This is a genomic window from Enteroscipio rubneri (assembly GCF_963929405.1).
In the GTDB taxonomy this organism is placed as follows: domain Bacteria; phylum Actinomycetota; class Coriobacteriia; order Coriobacteriales; family Eggerthellaceae; genus Enteroscipio; species Enteroscipio rubneri.
The window spans coordinates 1,382,236-1,401,046 of the sequence record NZ_CAWVIN010000003.1 but is presented as its reverse complement, the minus strand read 5'-3'; the positions used below and the strand labels follow the sequence as shown (position 1 = coordinate 1,401,046).

General features: G+C 53.9%; 18 protein-coding genes and 1 tRNA gene. 4 read left to right on the top strand and 15 right to left on the bottom strand.

Annotation, left to right across the window (positions count from 1 at the left end; translation table 11 throughout):
* Positions 1-22 precede the first annotated feature (22 nt).
* The 3 genes from ABGT83_RS12770 to ABGT83_RS12760 all read right to left on the bottom strand — a co-directional run bounded on the left by ABGT83_RS12770 (position 23) and on the right by ABGT83_RS12760 (position 2,510).
* Entirely contained in the window at positions 23-691 is a 669-nt protein-coding gene (locus ABGT83_RS12770) for a cytochrome c maturation protein CcmE (protein ID WP_346687948.1), read from the bottom strand.
* 246 nt (positions 692-937) lie between these two features.
* Positions 938-1,657: a cytochrome c3 family protein gene (locus ABGT83_RS12765; RefSeq protein ID WP_103263925.1), complete on the bottom strand. Its 720-nt coding sequence runs from the start codon at positions 1,655-1,657 to the stop codon at positions 938-940.
* Positions 1,658-2,210: 553 nt separating this feature from the next.
* Positions 2,211-2,510 (bottom strand): hypothetical protein, encoded by a 300-nt coding sequence (locus ABGT83_RS12760; RefSeq protein WP_346687947.1) that lies wholly within the window; start codon positions 2,508-2,510, stop codon positions 2,211-2,213.
* A 776-nt stretch (positions 2,511-3,286) separates the two neighbouring features.
* Here ABGT83_RS12760 and ABGT83_RS12755 point away from each other — a divergent pair.
* Positions 3,287-5,908 carry a DEAD/DEAH box helicase gene (locus tag ABGT83_RS12755; RefSeq protein ID WP_346687946.1) on the top strand — a complete coding sequence of 874 codons (2,622 nt, stop codon included), beginning with the start codon at positions 3,287-3,289 and terminating at the stop codon, positions 5,906-5,908.
* Positions 5,909-5,968: 60 nt separating this feature from the next.
* On the opposite strand, the gene ABGT83_RS12750 is transcribed toward ABGT83_RS12755, so the two are convergent.
* The 6 genes from ABGT83_RS12750 to ABGT83_RS12725 form a co-directional block, all read right to left on the bottom strand.
* Positions 5,969-6,044, bottom strand: a tRNA-Ala gene (locus ABGT83_RS12750).
* A gap of 192 nt (positions 6,045-6,236) precedes the next feature.
* Positions 6,237-6,482 carry a helix-turn-helix domain-containing protein gene (locus ABGT83_RS12745; RefSeq protein WP_103263921.1) on the bottom strand — a complete coding sequence of 82 codons (246 nt, stop codon included), beginning with the start codon at positions 6,480-6,482 and terminating at the stop codon, positions 6,237-6,239.
* Positions 6,483-6,491: 9 nt separating this feature from the next.
* Positions 6,492-7,034, bottom strand: a complete 543-nt coding sequence (locus ABGT83_RS12740) for a hypothetical protein (protein ID WP_346687945.1) — start codon at positions 7,032-7,034, stop codon at positions 6,492-6,494.
* 225 nt (positions 7,035-7,259) lie between these two features.
* Entirely contained in the window at positions 7,260-8,510 is a 1,251-nt protein-coding gene (locus ABGT83_RS12735) for a radical SAM/SPASM domain-containing protein (protein WP_346687943.1), read from the bottom strand.
* 311 nt (positions 8,511-8,821) lie between these two features.
* Entirely contained in the window at positions 8,822-9,316 is a 495-nt protein-coding gene (gene lnu(C) / locus ABGT83_RS12730; protein ID WP_019543803.1) for a lincosamide nucleotidyltransferase Lnu(C), read from the bottom strand.
* A gap of 23 nt (positions 9,317-9,339) precedes the next feature.
* The gene (locus tag ABGT83_RS12725; protein ID WP_002837184.1) at positions 9,340-10,377 is read right to left on the bottom strand and encodes an IS1595-like element ISSag10 family transposase; all 1,038 of its coding nucleotides are present in this window, start codon (positions 10,375-10,377) and stop codon (positions 9,340-9,342) included.
* A 209-nt stretch (positions 10,378-10,586) separates the two neighbouring features.
* On the opposite strand from ABGT83_RS12725, the gene ABGT83_RS12720 reads away from it, so the two are divergent.
* Together ABGT83_RS12720 and ABGT83_RS12715 are read left to right on the top strand one after the other, a co-directional pair.
* Entirely contained in the window at positions 10,587-10,781 is a 195-nt protein-coding gene (locus ABGT83_RS12720; RefSeq protein ID WP_129588454.1) for a phenylalanyl-tRNA synthetase subunit alpha, read from the top strand.
* A 162-nt stretch (positions 10,782-10,943) separates the two neighbouring features.
* Positions 10,944-11,879 (top strand): FAD:protein FMN transferase, encoded by a 936-nt coding sequence (locus tag ABGT83_RS12715; RefSeq protein WP_346687941.1) that lies wholly within the window; start codon positions 10,944-10,946, stop codon positions 11,877-11,879.
* Positions 11,880-11,980: 101 nt separating this feature from the next.
* Here the strand turns inward: ABGT83_RS12715 and ABGT83_RS12710 are convergent, their stop codons facing one another.
* The 6 genes from ABGT83_RS12710 to metG form a co-directional block, all read right to left on the bottom strand.
* Entirely contained in the window at positions 11,981-12,340 is a 360-nt protein-coding gene (locus ABGT83_RS12710; protein ID WP_103263917.1) for a Veg family protein, read from the bottom strand.
* A gap of 189 nt (positions 12,341-12,529) precedes the next feature.
* Positions 12,530-13,498 (bottom strand): 16S rRNA (adenine(1518)-N(6)/adenine(1519)-N(6))-dimethyltransferase RsmA, encoded by a 969-nt coding sequence (rsmA, locus tag ABGT83_RS12705; protein ID WP_346687939.1) that lies wholly within the window; start codon positions 13,496-13,498, stop codon positions 12,530-12,532.
* A complete protein-coding gene (locus ABGT83_RS12700; RefSeq protein WP_346687938.1) occupies positions 13,491-14,393 on the bottom strand; it encodes a flavodoxin family protein in 903 nt (300 codons plus the stop codon). The genes rsmA and ABGT83_RS12700 overlap by 8 nt, the downstream gene beginning before the upstream one ends.
* Positions 14,390-15,043: a TatD family hydrolase gene (locus ABGT83_RS12695; protein WP_103263914.1), complete on the bottom strand. Its 654-nt coding sequence runs from the start codon at positions 15,041-15,043 to the stop codon at positions 14,390-14,392. The genes ABGT83_RS12700 and ABGT83_RS12695 overlap by 4 nt, the downstream gene beginning before the upstream one ends.
* Before the next feature lie 18 nt (positions 15,044-15,061).
* Positions 15,062-15,361, bottom strand: coding sequence for a nitrate ABC transporter substrate-binding protein (locus tag ABGT83_RS12690; RefSeq protein ID WP_346687936.1), 300 nt, complete (start codon positions 15,359-15,361; stop codon positions 15,062-15,064).
* Between the two features lie 6 nt (positions 15,362-15,367).
* A complete protein-coding gene (gene metG / locus ABGT83_RS12685; protein WP_346687934.1) occupies positions 15,368-16,963 on the bottom strand; it encodes a methionine--tRNA ligase in 1,596 nt (531 codons plus the stop codon).
* A gap of 390 nt (positions 16,964-17,353) precedes the next feature.
* Here metG and ABGT83_RS12680 point away from each other — a divergent pair, with 390 nt between their 5' ends.
* Positions 17,354-18,661 (top strand): lipase family protein, encoded by a 1,308-nt coding sequence (locus tag ABGT83_RS12680; RefSeq protein ID WP_346687932.1) that lies wholly within the window; start codon positions 17,354-17,356, stop codon positions 18,659-18,661.
* The last annotated feature ends 150 nt before the right edge of the window (positions 18,662-18,811 follow it).

Genomic DNA, 18,811 nt, shown 5'->3' with positions numbered 1-18,811 from the left:
ATGTATCGAGCCCCAAGCGGCCCTACCCCTCCAGCGCCACGTCTGTCGCAGAGAACCTTCCCTGTTCGTCCAGCGAGCCGGTCAGGACGAGCGCAGAGCCGTCGGCTATCTCCTCGGAGAGTGCGCCGTCGAACAGCACGGCCAACTCGCTACCGGGATTCTCGGCATCGACAAGCGCGAACCGGTCTCCTCCGCCGGCCGCCGTCAGCGTGCCGTCCTTCACGACGCCCGCCACCTTCACGGTTGTACCGACGATGTCGCCGCCGTACCCCAGCAGCTGATCGATCGTGAGTGCGCTCGTCGCGTTCTCGTATTTGGACGGGCACTTCGTGACGAGCTCGGTGCAGTTGAGCACGCCGTCTTGACCCAGTTTGCCCGTGCAGATGGCGGTCACATCGTTGCCGAACGTCGCCGAGACCCCGCCTTCGTAACGAACCTGAAGGTGCTGGGCGGCATCGCCGTTCGCGTCGTAGATATCGAAGGTTAGCGTGTTGTCCTCGGTCTTGTACGAGTTCTCAACCACGTTGCCGGATACCTGGATCTTCTGGTCGGCGTAGTTTCCGGTCGTCAGGTCGGAGATGGTCACCGGCTTTGCCGAGCCAGAACCGCCAACAACGGCCAAGACAACGACGAGCACCATGATGATGACGCCCGTCACCACGACCATGCGACGCTTCGTCTTCGTGTTCACGTTCGCCTCCTCATTTTTTCTCTCTCGCGATCATTCTCACGTACCTCAAAGTTCCGAAGAGCGCAATGGCCTCAAAATCAGATATTCACCACGCATATTCGTCTCGGTGCCATCTTGTCCAAGCGAATCATCCATTCCGCTCTTCGGACCTTTGATAAAGGAGCCCGTCCAAGCGCTCTACGCTTGAGGCGGGCTCCCTCGTGCTATTCAGTTCCGCGCTTGCAAGCAAGCACACTGGCTAGGCTGCTACGCTGCCAGTTTGTTGGCTTCCTGAACCGTCAGCCAGCCTTCGGGCACTTCGGATTCGCTGTGGCACTGCGTGCAGTACATCACGGAAGCGCGGTGCGCCTTGTGGCAGTTGCTGCACGTGATCTCGCCGTGCTGGGCGACGTGCGGGTTGTACTCACCCATGTCGCTCGTGGCTTCGATCAGGTCGTCGCGCGTCAGGTTGTGGCAGGCCTCGTTCAAACAGAATTCGTCCGAGTCTTCCAGCCCACGCGCCTCGACGAGCTCGTCGAGATCGCGCTCCTCAAGCGGGTTGATGTAGTTGCCGGTGACCCAGTTCATGCCTTCGGTCAACTGCTCGCCGATCGTGGGAACGTGACAGCCCATGCACGTGGTGCCGGCGCCGCCCTCTTCCTTGGAAACGCGGTGCACGGCGGCCATCATGCCGCTGGCGTTCTCAACCTCGTTGCCCCACTTGTCCGTGGCCGGCTGACCCGGCTCCGCCTCGTAGGTGGGCAGATACGGATCCATCGGCGTGTGGCAAATGGCGTTGCAGAAACTCGGCTGCTCATGCCAAACATAGAAGCCGGCACCGGCTGCAATCAAAACAACCACAACGACGCCCACGACGATCGGCCACTTTTTCTTCCCCTTCTTTTTGGGAGCAGCCTCACTGGTCGTAGGTTCATCGGAAGCAGTTGCCTCGGCGTCGGCTTCCACTTTGGTTTCCTCTTCGCTCATGCTCTCTAACCTCCTTTCAAACATCTCGTCTTGAAAATCTTCGGCTTTTATTTCGCGCCGGTACCGAATTCGGCCCCATGCGGAAACACAAGCACTGTACCACATGCATACTAGCGCTGGGGGAACAAAAAACCTATCACCCATTTGGGGGGAATTAGCCCGGTTTCGCCCCCTTTTTCGTGTGAACAGAGCCCAAAACGGCTCGCAGGAGGCGTGCGGCCGTTGCGCTGCTCAGTTTTTGGCATTCGTGCACGAACCTGAGCACCGTCAAGCACGTCGTTTACACGTTCGCCGTAACCGCTCAGTGTTCGGGAGCGCTTGTCCTTCTGCTCGCAGGATACGCAACTGCATTCGCCGCAAACGCTCCAGAATCTCCTATGGTGCGAACGCGATGCCCTCCCGGCTCATCCGCAAACGATCACAATTGATTCAGCAACAAAAAGATAGTATGTCCTTCGTTTTGATTACCGAAAACGTGAAAGACGCTTTTCCGCTCCAACAAAGTCCCTCGACACAATAATTAGAGTCATACCCTCGTAGCTATCTTTCCAGATTACATCCCGAAGGTTGACGGTTTCTTCTTGGGATTCTGGGGCATTGGAATCTTCGGGCGATATTTTGCTTCATTTTCGCTAAACCAAGACCCGATTACCTTCTCTCCAAAGTGTCCAAACGGGGGAACATGGTGCTCTTGGTCAAGAGGGAAAACTTGGGTTTTGTCCTTCAGGCTCCGAAGTTCAATGCTTGATACGACGCGTCTGTAGTCTTCAAGTGATCCGTTCCCAGTCTTATTAGATGATTCGTAGGCCTCTGGAACAAGCTGCTTATTCTCTTCTCCGTTCGGTTCAGGCATTGCTCTTATTGGCAGAATATGCCACCAGGAGGAACAGAATTTTTTCCATCTTACTCAGCCTCGTCACTGTAGGAATTAAAAATTACATTACCTTGCGACTTAGTATATTTCAAAGATCGCAGCATTCGCTCCTCTTCTTCCCATATGGAGACATAAACGATCTCTTAAGGACTGGCCTGTACTGCTATTCCTGGGAAGCAAGGCAGCATGCATAAAGTTCTATAAAGCCAACCTCTCAGGCGATCAGGAAGTTGTCATTCTGTCGGATATGAAATATCGAGCAGGAGATTGGTGAGGCTAGCCCAAAGGATACCCCGTGTAGAAACACAGAGAGGCTCTAGAAAAGGCGGCGGGCTTCACCCGCTGCAGGATGACCCTAGGTTCATCAACTCGTTTGCACCAGTATGTAAAACAGCTTGCACTAGCAGGCCCTTCATATGCAAATCGGACCGAAAGCGATAGCTTTCGGTCCGATTTAGTTTCCGTGGTGGAGATGATGGGATTCGAACCCACGACCCCCACGTTACGAACGTGATGCTCTCCCAAAAGGTTCGTATACCATCACAATTATTTTAGTAACTAAAGTGCCGATGTGTCCTTCGCTTGTTATGCGAGACAAAACTTTCTTCGGCCGCCTGAAAACAAACATCTTTGAACTCAAAAACAGTGCGAATGAATCATGAATGAATCATAATAGTCAGATCAACATGATCTTTGCGAATCACAGTTCTATTGTTTCCAAAAAGATGCGCAAGACCGTCTACAAGGAGGCTTCCATGCCATTTATATCTATCCAGTCAGAATCATTTGCATATACAACCCCGCAAGAGATGTATCAAGACAATAAAATGAAGAGGATAAAAGGCCTTCTCGACTATCAATCGCGCATGATCGAACAGTACATGGGCGCAGAAGCATCTCGTTCAATTGCATTTGAATTGCCAACCGGAAGCGGAAAAACGCTAATCGGTATGCTCATTGGAGAATTTCGCAGGAGAAAAAACCAAGAGAGAGTTCTTTATCTTACTCCAACAAATCAATTGGCAAAACAAGTAGTCGATCAGGCAAATAATCAATATGGGTTGAACGCTACTGCATTTTGCGGGCCTCAGTGGAATTACAGCAGTCAAGATAAGAGCAAATTCCTTGCGTCGGAATCAGTGGGTGTTACCACATATAGCTCCTTTTTCGCTTCATACAGCTTTTTCGATGATGTAGACATTTTGATAATGGACGACGTTCATTCCAGCGAAGAGCCCATTCTTTCAAATTGGTCGATAGATATCCGCGAAGGAGAAATCGCATTTGATGTAATGCGAAGCATTTTGCAAGAATACCTAGATGAAACGAGCCTACATTATTTAACATCGAATTCTGGAGGGCACGCTGAAATAAGATGGTGCGATCTCCTTCCTGTGGCACTTGCATATGATATTTTGCCAATAATTCAAAAAGAACTGGATACGTGTTTGAGCAAAAACGACACTAGTTCTAGTAATTACTATTCTTTTCAAAGACTTAAAGCAAATCTTCACGCCTGCAATATATATCTGAGTAATCGAAGGATTGAAATAAGGCCGTGGATAGCGCCGACCGAAACATTCAAACCTTTCAGAAAAACCAAACAGCGTATCATGATGTCGGCCACCCTTGGCGCAAATGGAGAACTTGAAAGAATTACTGGTATCAAGAACATCAAACGACTTCCCGTTGTCGGCGACTGGGACAAAAAGGGATTGGGAAGAAGATTTGTATTACTCCCTGATCTCGCGCTTAGCAGCAAAGATCACGACAATATCCTGCTTGACCTGCATTCCGTATCAAAACGTAGCGTCGTATTAACTCCAACTGACAAAGAGGCTGGACGGGTAGCTGATCTCTTCCGCTCGAATATGCCTAATACTTCCATCTTTACCGCAAGCGATATAGTTGATTCAAAAAACTCTTTTACCTCAAACAGCGATGCCGTAATCACTCTCGCTAATCGCTTCGACGGTATAGACTTCCCTGACGATGAATGCAGGATGCTGTTTATCGTCGATTTTCCAAAAGTCGTCAATTTGCAAGAAAACTTCTTAGTTTCATGCATGAATGCCTCAATTCTCTACGAAGAACGAATTCGCACCCGCATTATCCAAGCTTTAGGAAGATGTACGAGAAATGGAAGCGATTTTTCAGCTGTATGTATCATGGGAACTTCAATTCTTAAGGACTTAACAAGCGAGGCACGAAGAGCGTCACTCAATCCAGAACTTCGTGCGGAACTTGAATACGGCGTTAGGAATTCTAAAGAATATTCGTCTATTGCCGAGATGTCATCTGACTTAGCTGCGTTTCTCAATAGAGACAAATCGTGGGAAATAGCAGAAGACGGAATTGTGACCTTAAGAGACTCCTGCAAAGAAAAAGAAGATGCAGCCACCAACCAAATAAAAGATATTATGCTTCACGCAGCGACAAATGAAGTGGATTACTTATACGCATTATGGAAAGGCGATTTTGAATCAGCTTTCAATATTGCCTCGAAGATTGCGGATGCACTTAACGCCCCTTCTCTTGCAGGATATCGATGCTACTGGAACGTCTGTGCGGGCAACATGGCTTCCATACTGGCGAAGCAAGGGGTCGACGGATACCAAAGTTCAGGTATCGATCGATACAAAAAGGCAGCTAAAAACAATAGCAATCTCCGTTGGCTTCCGCTTTTGCCACATCGAGTATTTGGCGATCAAAGTGCTGATATATCGGAAGATTTTTTCTGTGACACTATTGAAGCCATAGAAGAAATCATGACAAGCTGTTCTTCAATCACTAAATACGCTCAACTAATAGAGGGAATAAAACTGAAGCTAGCCTCTATTGATGGAAAAGATTTTGAAGCCGGGCACGAGAAGCTTGGCACTGTTCTAGGCTTCACATCAAAAAACTCTAGCGAAAATGGCGCTCCAGACCCGTATTGGATCATCAATCCCAAGCTATGCCTTGTTGCCGAAGATAAAATCTACTCAGAGAACACCGGTGGGAATGTTGAAAAATCAATTCCTCTTGATGATGTTCGACAAGCCATTCCTCATGCCGACTGGATTCGCAAAAACGAAAATGAATTGCTTCCGGAGGCAGAAATAGTAACTGTTTTTATTTCTAACTCGAAGCTTCTAGAAGCAAGTGCGAGCCATGCAACAGGTGGACTTTTCTACCTTAATAGAGAAAGTTTTAAAAAATGGGCCATTAAGGCACTCGATTGCCTCGTCGACGCTTATCCTAATTTCATCGAAAAGGGTGATGCGATATGGAGGCAAAACTTGCATCAAGCTATGACTACTGAAGGGGTTCTTCCAATAGATTATGTCAACATGATTCGCTCTAGCCCCTTATCTGCCCTAGTTAAAACCAACTAAAGTCCAGTATTAGACGAAAACGAGCCCTCATCTCATGATGAGGGCTCGTATAAATTTCCGTGGTGGAGATGATGGGATTCGAACCCACGACCCCCACGTTGCGAACGTGATGCTCTCCCAGCTGAGCTACATCCCCACGGGTTATATGCGCCTTCGCGCGAGGACTTATTTTGCCGGTATTGGTTCCGATTGTCAAATGATGGTTCAAAATGTCCATAGAATGATCGTCGAGCTATGGTTGCGACTAATCTCGATCAACCAGCAATAGCTTCACGCTTCGACTTTTAAGCGGAATCAGCTAAGACGCGCGGCCGTCTTTGCAATCGCCTTACTCCGTATCATCCCCCATGACAACATCATCTTCTTCGGGATCAAGCACGAATTCCAGAATATCGCCTGGCTGACACTCAAGAACCTTGCAAATCATATACAGCGTTGAAAAACGAATCGCCCTAATTTTGCCCGTTTTGATACGAGACAGATTGACATTCGTGATGCCAACTTTATCAGCAAGCTCATTGAGCGACATTTTTCGATCGGCCATAACCTGATCGAGTCGTAAAACAATAGGCATTTCCAATACCTACAGCGTGTCGTCTGTGAATTCTTGCAGAATGACTCCATACTCAAACACGAAAGACATTGTAAGAAGCAATGCAGAGCCTAAAATTGATCCAGCATTAATCGAAAGAATGTTACCGTTTGATGAATCGCGATACTCAACGTTCATGTTTTCAGATTGAATAAGAAATTGCGCTCCACTTGAAAATAGAGCTTCCAAAACAGCACCCAAAAACAATACAAGTGCCGCCCAGCGAAATCTTCGTACCTGTTTTTTAGTAAAGGGACTTGAGCCTTTTGCTATATCACTAAAGACTCCTTGCAGAATAATCAGTAGCAAAATTGTGGCGAACCCATAAAAACCAAAAGGTATTACCGTTGAAGCCTCCACAGCCGAATTGGAAGGAATAAAAGAAAGAGCCATAAGGCCTAATGCGATTATTATTGCGACCCAAACCAAGCAAAACAGTATTACAGCAACTTTTAAGATAACGGCCATATACTTACTAATTCTTTGTATACGTTTCAAAGCAGACTGTGCTTCGCTCAATTCTTCAACTAACATAAGTGTCTCCTCGATCATTACTTGAATTAGCTGAATGATACCTTATGCTTAGTTGAGAACGACTGTCTTTATCAAAAGCAGGGCACCGTTCATTACATAACACGGTGCCCTGCAGCTTCTACTCAAAAGATGCTTTAATATCCAACGCTGACGCAAAATCCACCAGGCGCCCCAATTACGATGCACCCGCCGCGCGGTTCGATGTCGCTATAGAACAGCATACTTTCACCTCCTTCGAGAATTCAACGAGGCCTTCATTGCTTCCCCCAGGTTGTCGTAAAACTCCTGGATCATCGCGCAGTAGGAGTCTTTTGACTCCACGTTGCCCGATGCGAACAGCGAGCGAGCTCGACAGCCTCCCCCGCAAATTCGTACATACCTGCAATCGGAGCAATCCTCAAACAAGGACGCATCGAGTTCCCGAAAACGACGCTCAACGTCTCCCTGCATCGCCTCCTCAATTGCATCCGAGAACGCGTTGCCCATCGCATATTCCCCACGATGGAGCATATGACACGGATAGATGGTGCCATCGGCGCCGATACTGAGCGATTCGCATCCCGCGCCGCAGCGTCGTTTCACCGTCAAATTCAATCCGACAGGGGCATCCATCGCCAGGATGGGCTTGCCGTCGTCTAACGTAAGCATGCTTCTTCCAAGCCGACGCAGCGCTTCGTCGTCGGGCAACAGGCCTCCGAGCACTTCATCGTTGGGCTCGCACGTCAACAGGCTAAAGTTGAGCGTGACCCCGAGGTCCTTCGACAGACGCACATAGTCTTTAAGCTCGTCGATGTTCTTCGCATGCACAGTGGGTATGATGTGCGCTTGTATGCCGGCAGCCTGCACGGCTCGCACGGAGGCCACCAACTCGTCGAAGCGTTGCTCTTCACGAATATAGGCCGGCGCCGAGGCCGAGCATCCATCGAACGACACCGACACGCAATCGACGTTCGGCGCGAGACGCTTCAACGTCGCTTCGGACATACAGGTGCCGTTCGATAACACCGTGACCGAGTCGATGCTGCGCACTCGCTTCGCATGCTCGACGATCTCGGGGAGATCCTCTCGCAAAAACGGCTCTCCGCCAGACACGACAAGCCGCATAACACCAGCGGAGGCCAGTTCGTCGACGGCATGCTTGATGGAAGAGAGCGGCGCGTCAGAAAGCGTGTTGCGCTGGTCGTCGAGCGAGTAGCACCCGGCGCAATGAAGATTGCAGCGCTGCGTCACATGCAGATATGCCGACAGCACGCGTCGATCCTTTTTCGCCGTCTCAAAGAATCCGCCTTTGATCAGATGCTCAAGCAGAGCCGGATCAACGGCGGCTATGTCTTCCTCGGGCACATCCTCCTTTTGGAGACGCTCGCAGACGGCTGCGCCCTCGCCCGTGAGGCCAATCGCATAGCCAGTGTCGAGGGAACCGACCATGGGTATGTCGGCGAAGTCGAACAGAACAACTTCATCAACAAATTGCATCGATGCTCCTTGCACGGTGCAGACGACGCTCTTTTCGCATAAGCAAGACGAGCGTACTAGAGGGACAGGACAAGAGCTACCAATCACAAAAACCAATTGTACTTGAGCCTTGCGCTCAGTGCTAGACCGCACATGGTGTAATCATATGATTACAAATTGACGTTTTAATTGCTCACCTGGGAATTCTTCACGTAATTTAATGGGTCGTCTCATTTTCCAATTTATTGTTAGGCTATGTCACAACAAACAGTTGATAAATAGCCATTTTTATAGGGGAGTATCAGAACTCCCCTATAAACTGTTATTTGCAGTTATCTATACTCATTTGGAATTTCGATATGAAGTGTCTCACACAATAACTTCACATCATGTGCATCATTTTCATCAAACTCGTATCCCAGATGGAACATTACTTGACTATATGGTTCAATACAGGAAACCTCTATTTCCTCAATTCTTCCTTTACCCGAAAAAGTTTCTACCGGAAAACAATCCCCATCATAAAGAATTTCACCTTCGTCCGTATATTCAAAACAATGCAAATCAATAATTCTGTTTTTCAAATCTTCCCATACAGTATGGTTCAATGTTGTATATTCCATCTTAATCTCATAAAAGCCATTAGCTTTCATTATTTCTATAAAGTTCTGATAATCGTTCTTTTCTACAAAAATGTCAATATCATTATGGGCTCTTGACTGATATCCAAGAAGAGCATCTACACCCCAGCCACCATCAAGAAAGACTTTAATCTCCGCATCTATTGCAAATTGAAGAATCTGTTTTACATCTGTTATATTGACCATCTTATCATCTCCACAAATTCTAATTAGGCGACCAGAGGAACTGCTGGTCTGTTTGATAAATCTCTGCATTTAGCAGTTTTCAATGTTGCCAAAACGAAAGTTAAGAAGATGTTCCTTTTCTCCATGTCGCTTTCTTTGGCGTAATTTACAAGGTTATTCCACACAAGATAGTTGTTCAGATACTTGGTAGAAACACCGTTAAAGCCACGCATAAACCTCTTTAGCTGGCTATGGTAGCTATTGATATGTTGGATATTATAAATGCCTTTCTTGGCTTTGCCAGTCTTTAACTGCACAAGGTCAATGCCATTGGCATTTGTAAATCTCACATAGGAGTTCATCTTGTCCGTAACAAGAGTGGAATTGGTCTTAATCCTACCATCATAAATATGATGTAAATCTCTTGTAGAAACTCTACCAGTATTCGTAATCTTGGAGATAGACAAGCCATTCCTATTAACCGCACAAGGAACACATACCTTTTCTTGGGACAAGCCTCTGATATGTGTAGAATGACCACGCTTATGAGCCTTGCGTGGCATAGCAAATGTCTTACTCTTGCTATGATTGCCCTTGTACGAGATGGCGAAAAAAGTTTCGTCAGCCTCAATAATGCCGTCAAGGGTAACATCGTCTGCCATATTCTGAAGTGCATCCAAAATCTTGTGTCTCCAAAGGAATGCGGTGTTTCTGTGAATCCCACAAGCAACAGCAGTCTTACGAATGGATAAGCCATTCATCATACAATCAATGTACTGCTCCCACACGGACAAGTCTTTTCTTGTACCAGACACAATGGAGTTCGTAGCAATCACGAAGGACTTGCCACAATCCTTACATACATATCGCTGTGTGCCATCTTTACGATGACCATTGCGAACCACATGGATACAGCCACAAAGAGGGCATACACGACCATTTGCAAAGCGTTCCTTTGCTACGAAATCTTCAATATTCAAAGACTTTACAAAGGCAGGACTTAAAAGCATTGTTTTAAGGCTTTCCTGCTCTGCGACAGTCAACTTACCGATAATATCTAATGCGTCTTTGATAGTAGGCATATCCAATTACCTCCTTCGGTGGTACTGTTTTTTACTATTATTATACGCTATTTCTCGTCAAAAATCAACCATTTGTTGTGACAGAGCCTATTGTTATATGATAAATTAAGAGATAAAGGATTCAAGAGACTACCGCAGAGAAGGCGCCGTGCGATACATGCACGATTTGGGGCTTGCGAATGAGACACCCTATGGAAGGGACGGACGACATGAACATGAACATATCCACAGACAGCGAAATCAACGTGCGCCTTATCGATCTTTCTCGCATCGTCAGTTCGATGTTGGAAACTGCCGAAACGCCAAGCGATATCGCCTTCCTGCGCGACGAAATGCTTCATACGGTGGCCGAAAGCGCCGAGGCTGCTCGTCAGCGGATCATGCGATCACCAAGTTCGAACTAGCCCGCGGTAAAGCTCGCATCGGCCCCACCTGAAAAGCTTGGTACGTCCGTCAGCCCTTTGCACCGCTCCGTGGCCTATACTATCGCCATGAGAACCACTGAAGCATACGATGCCGTCCCGTTGGAAGGCGTGCACGAAACACACGGGCCCGATGCTAACGGCATGACGACACATACATTCTATGCGTTCAATACCGTGATTACGCTGCAGGCCGCAGGAGATGCCGATGCGCTCGAAGCCGCCTTTGACGATGCGCGCAAGGCATGCAGAACTTTCGAGCGCTTGTTCTCGCGCACGCTCCCCCATTCAGACATCTCACGGCTCAACTGCGCAGGCGGTAAGCCGGTTCCCATCTCCTCTGATACGGCGAAGCTCATTCGAGCGGCCTTGTGCTACTGCGAGGACAGCCAGGGGCGGTTCGATGTGACGATGGGCTCCGTCGTACGCTTGTGGGATTTCAATCGGGGGATAGTCCCCGAGCAGAGCCGTATCGACAAAGCACTCGCGCACGTCGATTGGAAGGCTGTGCACGTGTCGGAAGAGCAGCCGGAGGACTCGAGCGACGAACCAAGGGGCGTGCGCGCGAGACGCACCTGGGCGCAGCTGGACGACCCTGATGCCGCCGTGGATCTGGGAGGCATCGCAAAAGGATGGATTGCAGACCGATTGACGGAAATCGTCTGCGGCTACGGCATCGAATCGTTCATCGTCAACCTGGGCGGCAACGTCGTCGCCCATGGGAGAAAACCGGACGGAAGCCCGTGGCGCATCGGCCTCCAAGATCCGCGCTCAGAACATCGCATTGTCGGCGCTGTAGACGCAGTCAACGCATCGGCTGTGACGAGCGGCGTATACGAGCGGTGCTTCGAGCGCGACGGCATCCGCTATCACCATATTCTCGACCCAGACACCGGTTGGCCGGCTGAAACGGATGCTGCAGGCGTTACCGTCATCGCACAGCGATCCATCGATGCCGAAGGCTATTCCACGACCCTGCTTGCGCTGGGCATCGAGCGCGGCTCGGCATTCGCGCGCAGCCATCCAGCCATCCAACGCGCGTACTTCGTCGATCACCAGGGAAGCGTGCATCCATCCTGACTCGGGAGAGCGACTGGCCAACCACACCTTCTTCGATATCCAACAACAAGACGGGCGCCGCTCATTGCGGCGCCCGTCTTCGTTCGAGTAGCCTAGTCGAACTAGGAGAGCATCTTCTCCTCTTCGAACTCCTCGATCAGGGAGCTACGATCCGTCAAAGGCGTTTCGGCATCCTGAGAGCCATCGGGAATGAACGGCTCGAACAACGGCTCGCCGTTCTGAGAAAGCTCAACCATACCAGTGAGCACATCGACGTATTGATAGGACTGACGGGCCGTACGGCCGCGCTTGCGGTCGACCTCCATAATGAACAACTGCGGATGCACCTGCATGAGCACGCCTTCGCTCTCGACGATCTTCGACCGTCCCATATTGGCGCGCACTTTCAGGCGTTGACCGACGAAATCATGTAACGTATCATGAATGGAGTCGACGATTTTGGCCTGCTTCGCTAAATCCATGCTCTCTCTTCCTTGCGTGTGTCCTCGGGTACAGTAATAACGAGGTATCATTTTATCACCTGTGTCAATGCTCTACAGAATCTGCACGGATTGTTCTTCATTTGGTAACATTAGTTAGTCTGCAGGCAAGATCCGCATCGGATCGGCAACGCCTCTCAGCACCTGCGACCAACCAGCGCCGTCAGATGCCTATGCGGAGGCGCTCCGCTCACCGCGCACAGCCTGCCTGCACTTCATCAGAGCTTTCCCCAGCCGGATAAACTCCGCCACATCGAGCGTTTCTCCTCGTCGCCTTGGATCAAGTTCGGCCAACTCGAACAGGCGCGGAAGCGTCTCGGCTACCGGGGCGTCCTGGGCGCCGCGCCCGGCAAAATACATCTTGCACGAGTTCGCCAACGTCTTGCGGCGGCTCGCGAACGCGGCATCGGCCATGGTGCACGTGGCCTCAAGCGTCGAACCGTCCACCGGATTGCAGGCGTCGTCGACGAGGAGTCGCCGGTTCAGCCTCAGCACGGCGCTCTCAACGCGCGGTGGTGGAAAGAAGTTGCCCGGCCCCACAGCGAAGCGTCCGTCTGGCTCGGCGAACAAACGCAGCTTCACGGTATAGGCTCCGTAGTTCTTCGAGCCCGGGCATGCCACCATGCGGTCTGCAACCTCCTTCTGCACCATCACGGTAGCGCTTTCCAAAGAGGCGAACCGCTCGAAATAGTCGAGCACGACGGTGGCCGCAACGGCATACGGCAGGTTGGACACGAGCTTCGTGGGCAGAGGTTGGTCGCCGGGCAGATGCCCCGCAAACTGCGCGGATGCTCCGCGGATATCGTCAGCTTTCAGATCGAGCGCGTCTTTCTGCACGAGAGCGAACCGATCCGCCCACGGAGCGAGCGTCTCCTCGAGCACAGCGGGAAGATCGGGGTCGCGCTCTACGGACACGACGCGCCCCGCATGCTTGAGAAGCGCGATGCTCAACGTACCAATGCCGGGGCCCACTTCCAGCACGAAATCGTCGGGAGCGAGGTCAGCCAATGTGACGATCTTTTGCAGGATGGCATCGTTGATGAGGAAGTTCTGGCCGAGCGAGTACTTGGTCGACAGGCCGTGCGCTTCCAGAACAGCGCGTGTCTGCGAGACACTTGCAAGCGGCGAAAGCCTAGCCACGACGCGAACCGTTCTTTTTCGGGCGGCTCGACTTGGAGCCCCCGCCTTGCGCAGATCGTGTCTGTTTGGAACCGCCGCCTTGCGCGGATCTGTTCTTCTTGGTTGCCGGCTGGCCTGATCCGTGAGGATGGCCCGATCCGCCGGAGGCTTTCTTTGAGCCGCCGTCCGGTGTGAACGGTTCCGTTTCAGCAACGTGCAGGACAGGCCGTTCGCTTTTCACCTTGCATTCAGCCTGCGGCACGGAGCGCGGAGCATCGTTGGCAGGTCCGGGTGCCGACGATGCAGTATCCTCAGGCAGCGGGGGAAGCGGATGTTCGACGGCGTCGGCCGTGATCTCGCCGTCCGCATCGATTCTGCCAACCCAGTCAAGCACGCGTTCCAACCTGAAGCCCGCGCACGACAATGCTGAACGCACCACGCCCACAAGGGGGTCGAAACCGTGCGGGTCTCCCCCCTCGCCCACCACATGAAGGATGGCCGGACGCTTGGAAAGCCGACGCGCGTCGGTCCAAAAGTACGGCTGCAAGCGATCGAGCAACGCCTTGAGCTGCGCCGGAGCACCGGCGAAATAGACAGGTGACACGACGATCAGCTCGTCGGCGGCATCGATAAGCGGATAGATCTCGGCCATGTCATCGTCGATGATACAGCGGATCGGGTCGCCGTCGTCGGCACCATCGCCCGCAGGCGCGCCCTCGATGGTCCTACCCCGTCGCTCTTCCAGTTCGCGACAGGCGTCGCAGCCTTCGCACGGGGCAATGGAAAGCGTCGAAACGGGAGCGAGCGCCACCTCGTCGTCGGGACACTCGGCGATGCATGCCTCGAACAGGAGGTCGGCTAAAGCGGCACTGCGACCGTTTGGGCGCGGCGATCCGACAATGATCAGACGATTCATAAACGTGCCTCCTTCTGCCAGTCGGTAGCCGAACGATCCAGCAAACCGCGTGCGTTCTGCATGAGCTGCTCGAGGAACGCCGCACGCTCTTCGCCCGGCTCGCATCCACGCACCTCGGCCAGCCGTTCGGCCGTAAAGACGACGTGCGCCGGGCCGCACGACGTACCACGCATGGGCTCCGGCGCCATATAGGGCGCATCCGTCTCGGTGAGCAGACGGTTCGCCGGCACCCGAGCAGCCGCCTCACGCGTACCTTCGCTCGCCTTGAACGTAAGTGCGCCGCCGAACGCCACGTAGCACCCCTCCGCTATCCACGGCTCAAGCGCGGGCCAATCCAGATTGAAGCAATGCAGCAGCGTGCCCGCTTCGGGAAAACCCTCGTCGCGCATGATGGCGAGGGCCTCGTCGTGCGCTTCGCGCAGATGCAGCGCAACCGGCAGACCGCACTCCTTCGCAAGGCGCAGCTGCCGTCGGAACGCAGCACGTTGATCGTCGCGCGGCGAGAAGTCGTAGTGGTAGTCCAGACCGATCTCACCGAGCGCCGCCACGCGCGGATCCGCCAACAGGCGCCGCAGCTCAGCCTCAAGCCCGTCATCATAATAGCGCGCATTGTGCGGATGGCACCCCACGGCGATCCTGACCCGCGGCACGCGCGGGAACGGATCGCCTCAAGTCCAGCCGACGAAGCGCTTCGCAGCGGCCGCCGATTCGAACTTCCACGAGTTCAGACGATCGAACGTCGTCGATCCATCCTCGAATACATCGACGATAGTGCACACGAATTCCACGCCGTGCACCGTGCAGCGCGCAAGCGCGAGAGCCGGATCGGGCAGCAGCTGCAAATGCGCATGCGTATCGGCAACCGGCCCCTCGAGCTTCGGCGCATCCACCACCCGGTACTTCCCGTGTTTGCGCTTCTGTCGAAAGAGCGCGTCGTCGAACACGGGCTCTTGTCGCTCGTCGACCACAGGCACCTACTCCATATCCAAATCGATTGCATCTGCGTCGAGACGCGGGAACAACGGGTCGCCCGTCTCCACCGCGTTGCCAGCGGGTAGCTGGCCCCAGGCGGTCGCCGCCTCGATGTCGGTCACGGCGGTGACGTCGCCCAGGCTCAGGCGGCGGAAGACCTCGGCCGACGTGTTCGGCATGAACGGCGCCAGGTACAGCGCGATGATGCGGATGGCCTCCAGCGCGTTGTAGATGACGGCCGCCAGCTGGTCGGCAGTCTCCTCGCTCTTCGCCAGGTTCCACGGCGCCGACTCCTCCACGTACAGGTTCACGCGGCCCGCAAGCTTCTGCACCGCGACGGCGGCGGCCGTGAAGTCGACGTCGCCGAGGGCGCGGTCGTACTCGGCGTACAGGTCGTCCGATATCTCGCGCAGCGGGTTGGCCTCCACCAGCCCGGCGGCGGATGCCGGCACCTCCGGCACCTGCCCGTCGAAGTACTTCTTCGTCATGTTGAACACGCGGCTGCAGAGGTTGCCCCAGGTGTTCGCCAGATCGGCGTTGTACACCTGCACCATGCGCTCCAGGGAGATGGAGCCGTCGGCGCCGAACTGCACGTCGCTCATGAAGTAGTAGCGGTACGCGTCCACGCCGAACACACGGCAGAGATCGGCCGGCATGAGCGCGTTACCCTTTGACTTCGACATTTTCTCGCCCTTGGTAAGCAGAAAGCCGTGGCCGAACACCGTGTGGGTGATGGGTAGCCCGGCCGCCATGAGCATGGCCGGCCAGATGACGCAGTGGAAGCGCGTGATGTCCTTGCCCACGAAGTGGTACTGCATGGGCCAGCGCTCGTCGAACTCGCCGGCGCGCTCGCCTTCATCACCGTAGCCGATGCCGGTGAGGTAGGCCAGCAGCGCGTCGGCCCACACGTAGGCCACATGCCCCTCGTCGAACGGCAGCGGCACGCCCCAGTCGAACGTGGAACGGCTGATGGAGAGATCCTTCAGGCCGCTCTTCACGAACGAGACGATCTCGTTCTTGCGCGTCTCGGGACGGATGAAGTCGGGGTTCTCCTCGTAGAACGCCAGCAGCTTGTCGCCGAACTCGGACAGCTTGAAGAACCAGTTCTCCTCGCCGCCCGCCTTCTGCACGGGGCGCTTGCAGTCGGGGCACACGAGCTGCCCCTCCTCGTTCTTCTCGAGGTCGCTCTCGGCGTAGTACGTCTCCTCGTGCACGCAGTACCAGCCCTCGTAGCTGCCTTTGTAGCACCAGCCCTTGTCGTAGAGGTCCTGCCAGAACTTCTGCACGCTTTTCGCGTGGCGCGGCTCGGTGGTGCGCACGAAGTCAGTATAGGTGATGCCCAGCATGTCCCACGCCTCGCGGAACGCGGGCTCCATGGAGTCGCACCAGTCCTGCGGGGTCATGCCCTTGGCGGCGGCCGTGTCGGCCACCTTCTGGCCGTGCTCGTCCATGCCCGTGACGAACGCGACGTCGTAGCCGTTCATGCGCTGGTAGCGCGCCACCGTGTCGGCGGCGATGGTGGTGTACGCCGTGCCGAGGTGCGGGGCCGCGTTGACGTAGTAGATGGGGGTGGTGAACGAGTAGGTTCCCTTTGACATAGTGCTTTCCTTTGTTCTCGGGGCGATCGGGGCGAATGGTGCTCCAGCCGCCGCATGGATCAGCGCAATAACCTGCCTATTCTAGCACGAGGGCCCGTGCGAAGAACCTCATCTCCTCCGAACCACCGCACCTTGACCAGGCACAGCGCGACAATGCAACTATTTCGCGTGACAGGTGTTGCTTCGCAATGCCTTGTCTTCTTCCTGGTCTTCTAAACGTTACAACACACATACTTGGCGAAACGGAGGAATGGGAGGCATCGAACCGAACCTTATATCAACCTTACATACGGCTTATGTTTTACTTGCATTGAGCAGATGGCGAGCTTCGGTGGAAGTTCCACCCCGTATACTGGGTGGAACGAACTTGCGAGCACCGAAGGAGGCCCGATGCATACGAATCCTGTTCGGCGGTGTTTGTCGGTGCTCGGATCCTTGCTCGCATGTTTTCTGATCATGTCGCTGATCATGGTGCAAGTGCGCTACCTTGGATACGAATCGGGCCTTATCGGCATGCCGCGCGCCGAGGCTGTCGGAATGAACTCCGCCCCTGCCTCCTCGCGCAGCACCATCACCGCCGAATACTGCAGCGAAGTGGTTTCGGCAAGCGATCCCACCAACCCCGCAGGCCGCACCTCCACGCAGCTGACGTTCGACGACGCTTGGTTCTATCGCGATTCACGCGTATACCAGCATGATCTTGCCACCGCGTGCGCTGTGCTGTCGGCGGTATGCAATTCCGAATCCCAGTACTACAGCGGCGTCCCCCGCTCCGTTCCCTACGCAGAGCAGACGCTCGGACTGCTCGGATTCGAAAACGTGCGCACCGAGTCGTATGCGCTGCGCAGCAGCATTCCCGACGAAGTGAGCTCGCTTCTGCTGGGATCGAGCGACGTCGCAGCCTACGCGCTGGCCAGCAAGCACCTTGCCTCGGACGGCGACGGGCAACCCGTCACGCTCGTCTTCGTAGGCATCCGAGGCACGTATGGCGCCGAATGGCTCAGCAACTTCAACGTTCTCGGGCAAAGCGCTCAAAGTCCCGACCATCGCGGGTTCAAGGCAGCCGAGGAAGAAGTTGCGCAAGCCGTGCGCTCCTATGTGCAGGAATCGGGCCTCGATCCGGCGCATACGCGCATCCTCATCACCGGGCATAGCCGCGGCGGCGCTATCGCGAACCTGCTGGCCGCCGACCTCGACGATCCAGACGAAGGCGAACCGACGCTAGCCCCCTCGACGGGCATCTTCGCGTACACGTTCGCTGCACCGTGCGTCACGCGCGCCGACAACCGGCACAACGCGGCTTTCGGCAACATCTTCAACGTGGCGAACGAAGCGGATATCGTCACTCAGCTACCGCTGGCTTCCTGGGGATACGATCGCTACGGCACCACTATCGAGCTGCCGCATACCGCCAGCGCGGGCTTCGACGGCTTTTACGCCGTCGCGCAGGTCGCCTACCGGCAAAACACCGGCTTCGCATTGAGCAACGATCCCGGCGCGCTCGCCGCTTTGCATTCGTTCGGATCGAATGCCTCGGACCACGTGCCCAGGGCCGAAGACCTGGCGAGCCCGATCGGTGTGCTCGGCGTCGCCCAGTCGCTCGTCGGCCTCGACCTGTCCTCCGCACTCGGAGCGCACTATCCCGACACCTATATCGCCTGGATGCAAGCACTCGATAGCGACCTGCCGGCTGCGTAAGGCCGTTCTGCGCCAGAGCTTGACGATGCAGCGATCGCGTCGCTCGCATGCACGCAGTTCCGCAAGCATCCTGAACGGCATACCGCAGTTCAGGATACCAAGCTCAACCTGCGGCATGCCCGTTTTCGTTCAGGTTGTTTGGCGGACGTG

Coding starts and splice junctions, on each gene's coding strand:
- ABGT83_RS12765 (WP_103263925.1), bottom strand. CDS start 1,657: ATGAGCGAAGAGGAAACCAAAGTGGAAGCCGACGCCGAGGCAACTGCT.
- ABGT83_RS12760 (WP_346687947.1), bottom strand. CDS start 2,510: ATGCCTGAACCGAACGGAGAAGAGAATAAGCAGCTTGTTCCAGAGGCC.
- ABGT83_RS12755 (WP_346687946.1), top strand. CDS start 3,287: ATGCCATTTATATCTATCCAGTCAGAATCATTTGCATATACAACCCCG.
- ABGT83_RS12745 (WP_103263921.1), bottom strand. CDS start 6,482: ATGCCTATTGTTTTACGACTCGATCAGGTTATGGCCGATCGAAAAATG.
- ABGT83_RS12740 (WP_346687945.1), bottom strand. CDS start 7,034: ATGTTAGTTGAAGAATTGAGCGAAGCACAGTCTGCTTTGAAACGTATA.
- ABGT83_RS12735 (WP_346687943.1), bottom strand. CDS start 8,510: ATGCAATTTGTTGATGAAGTTGTTCTGTTCGACTTCGCCGACATACCC.
- ABGT83_RS12725 (WP_002837184.1), bottom strand. CDS start 10,377: ATGCCTACTATCAAAGACGCATTAGATATTATCGGTAAGTTGACTGTC.
- ABGT83_RS12720 (WP_129588454.1), top strand. CDS start 10,587: ATGAACATGAACATATCCACAGACAGCGAAATCAACGTGCGCCTTATC.
- ABGT83_RS12715 (WP_346687941.1), top strand. CDS start 10,944: ATGACGACACATACATTCTATGCGTTCAATACCGTGATTACGCTGCAG.
- ABGT83_RS12710 (WP_103263917.1), bottom strand. CDS start 12,340: ATGGATTTAGCGAAGCAGGCCAAAATCGTCGACTCCATTCATGATACG.
- ABGT83_RS12700 (WP_346687938.1), bottom strand. CDS start 14,393: ATGAATCGTCTGATCATTGTCGGATCGCCGCGCCCAAACGGTCGCAGT.
- metG (WP_346687934.1), bottom strand. CDS start 16,963: ATGTCAAAGGGAACCTACTCGTTCACCACCCCCATCTACTACGTCAAC.
- ABGT83_RS12680 (WP_346687932.1), top strand. CDS start 17,354: ATGCATACGAATCCTGTTCGGCGGTGTTTGTCGGTGCTCGGATCCTTG.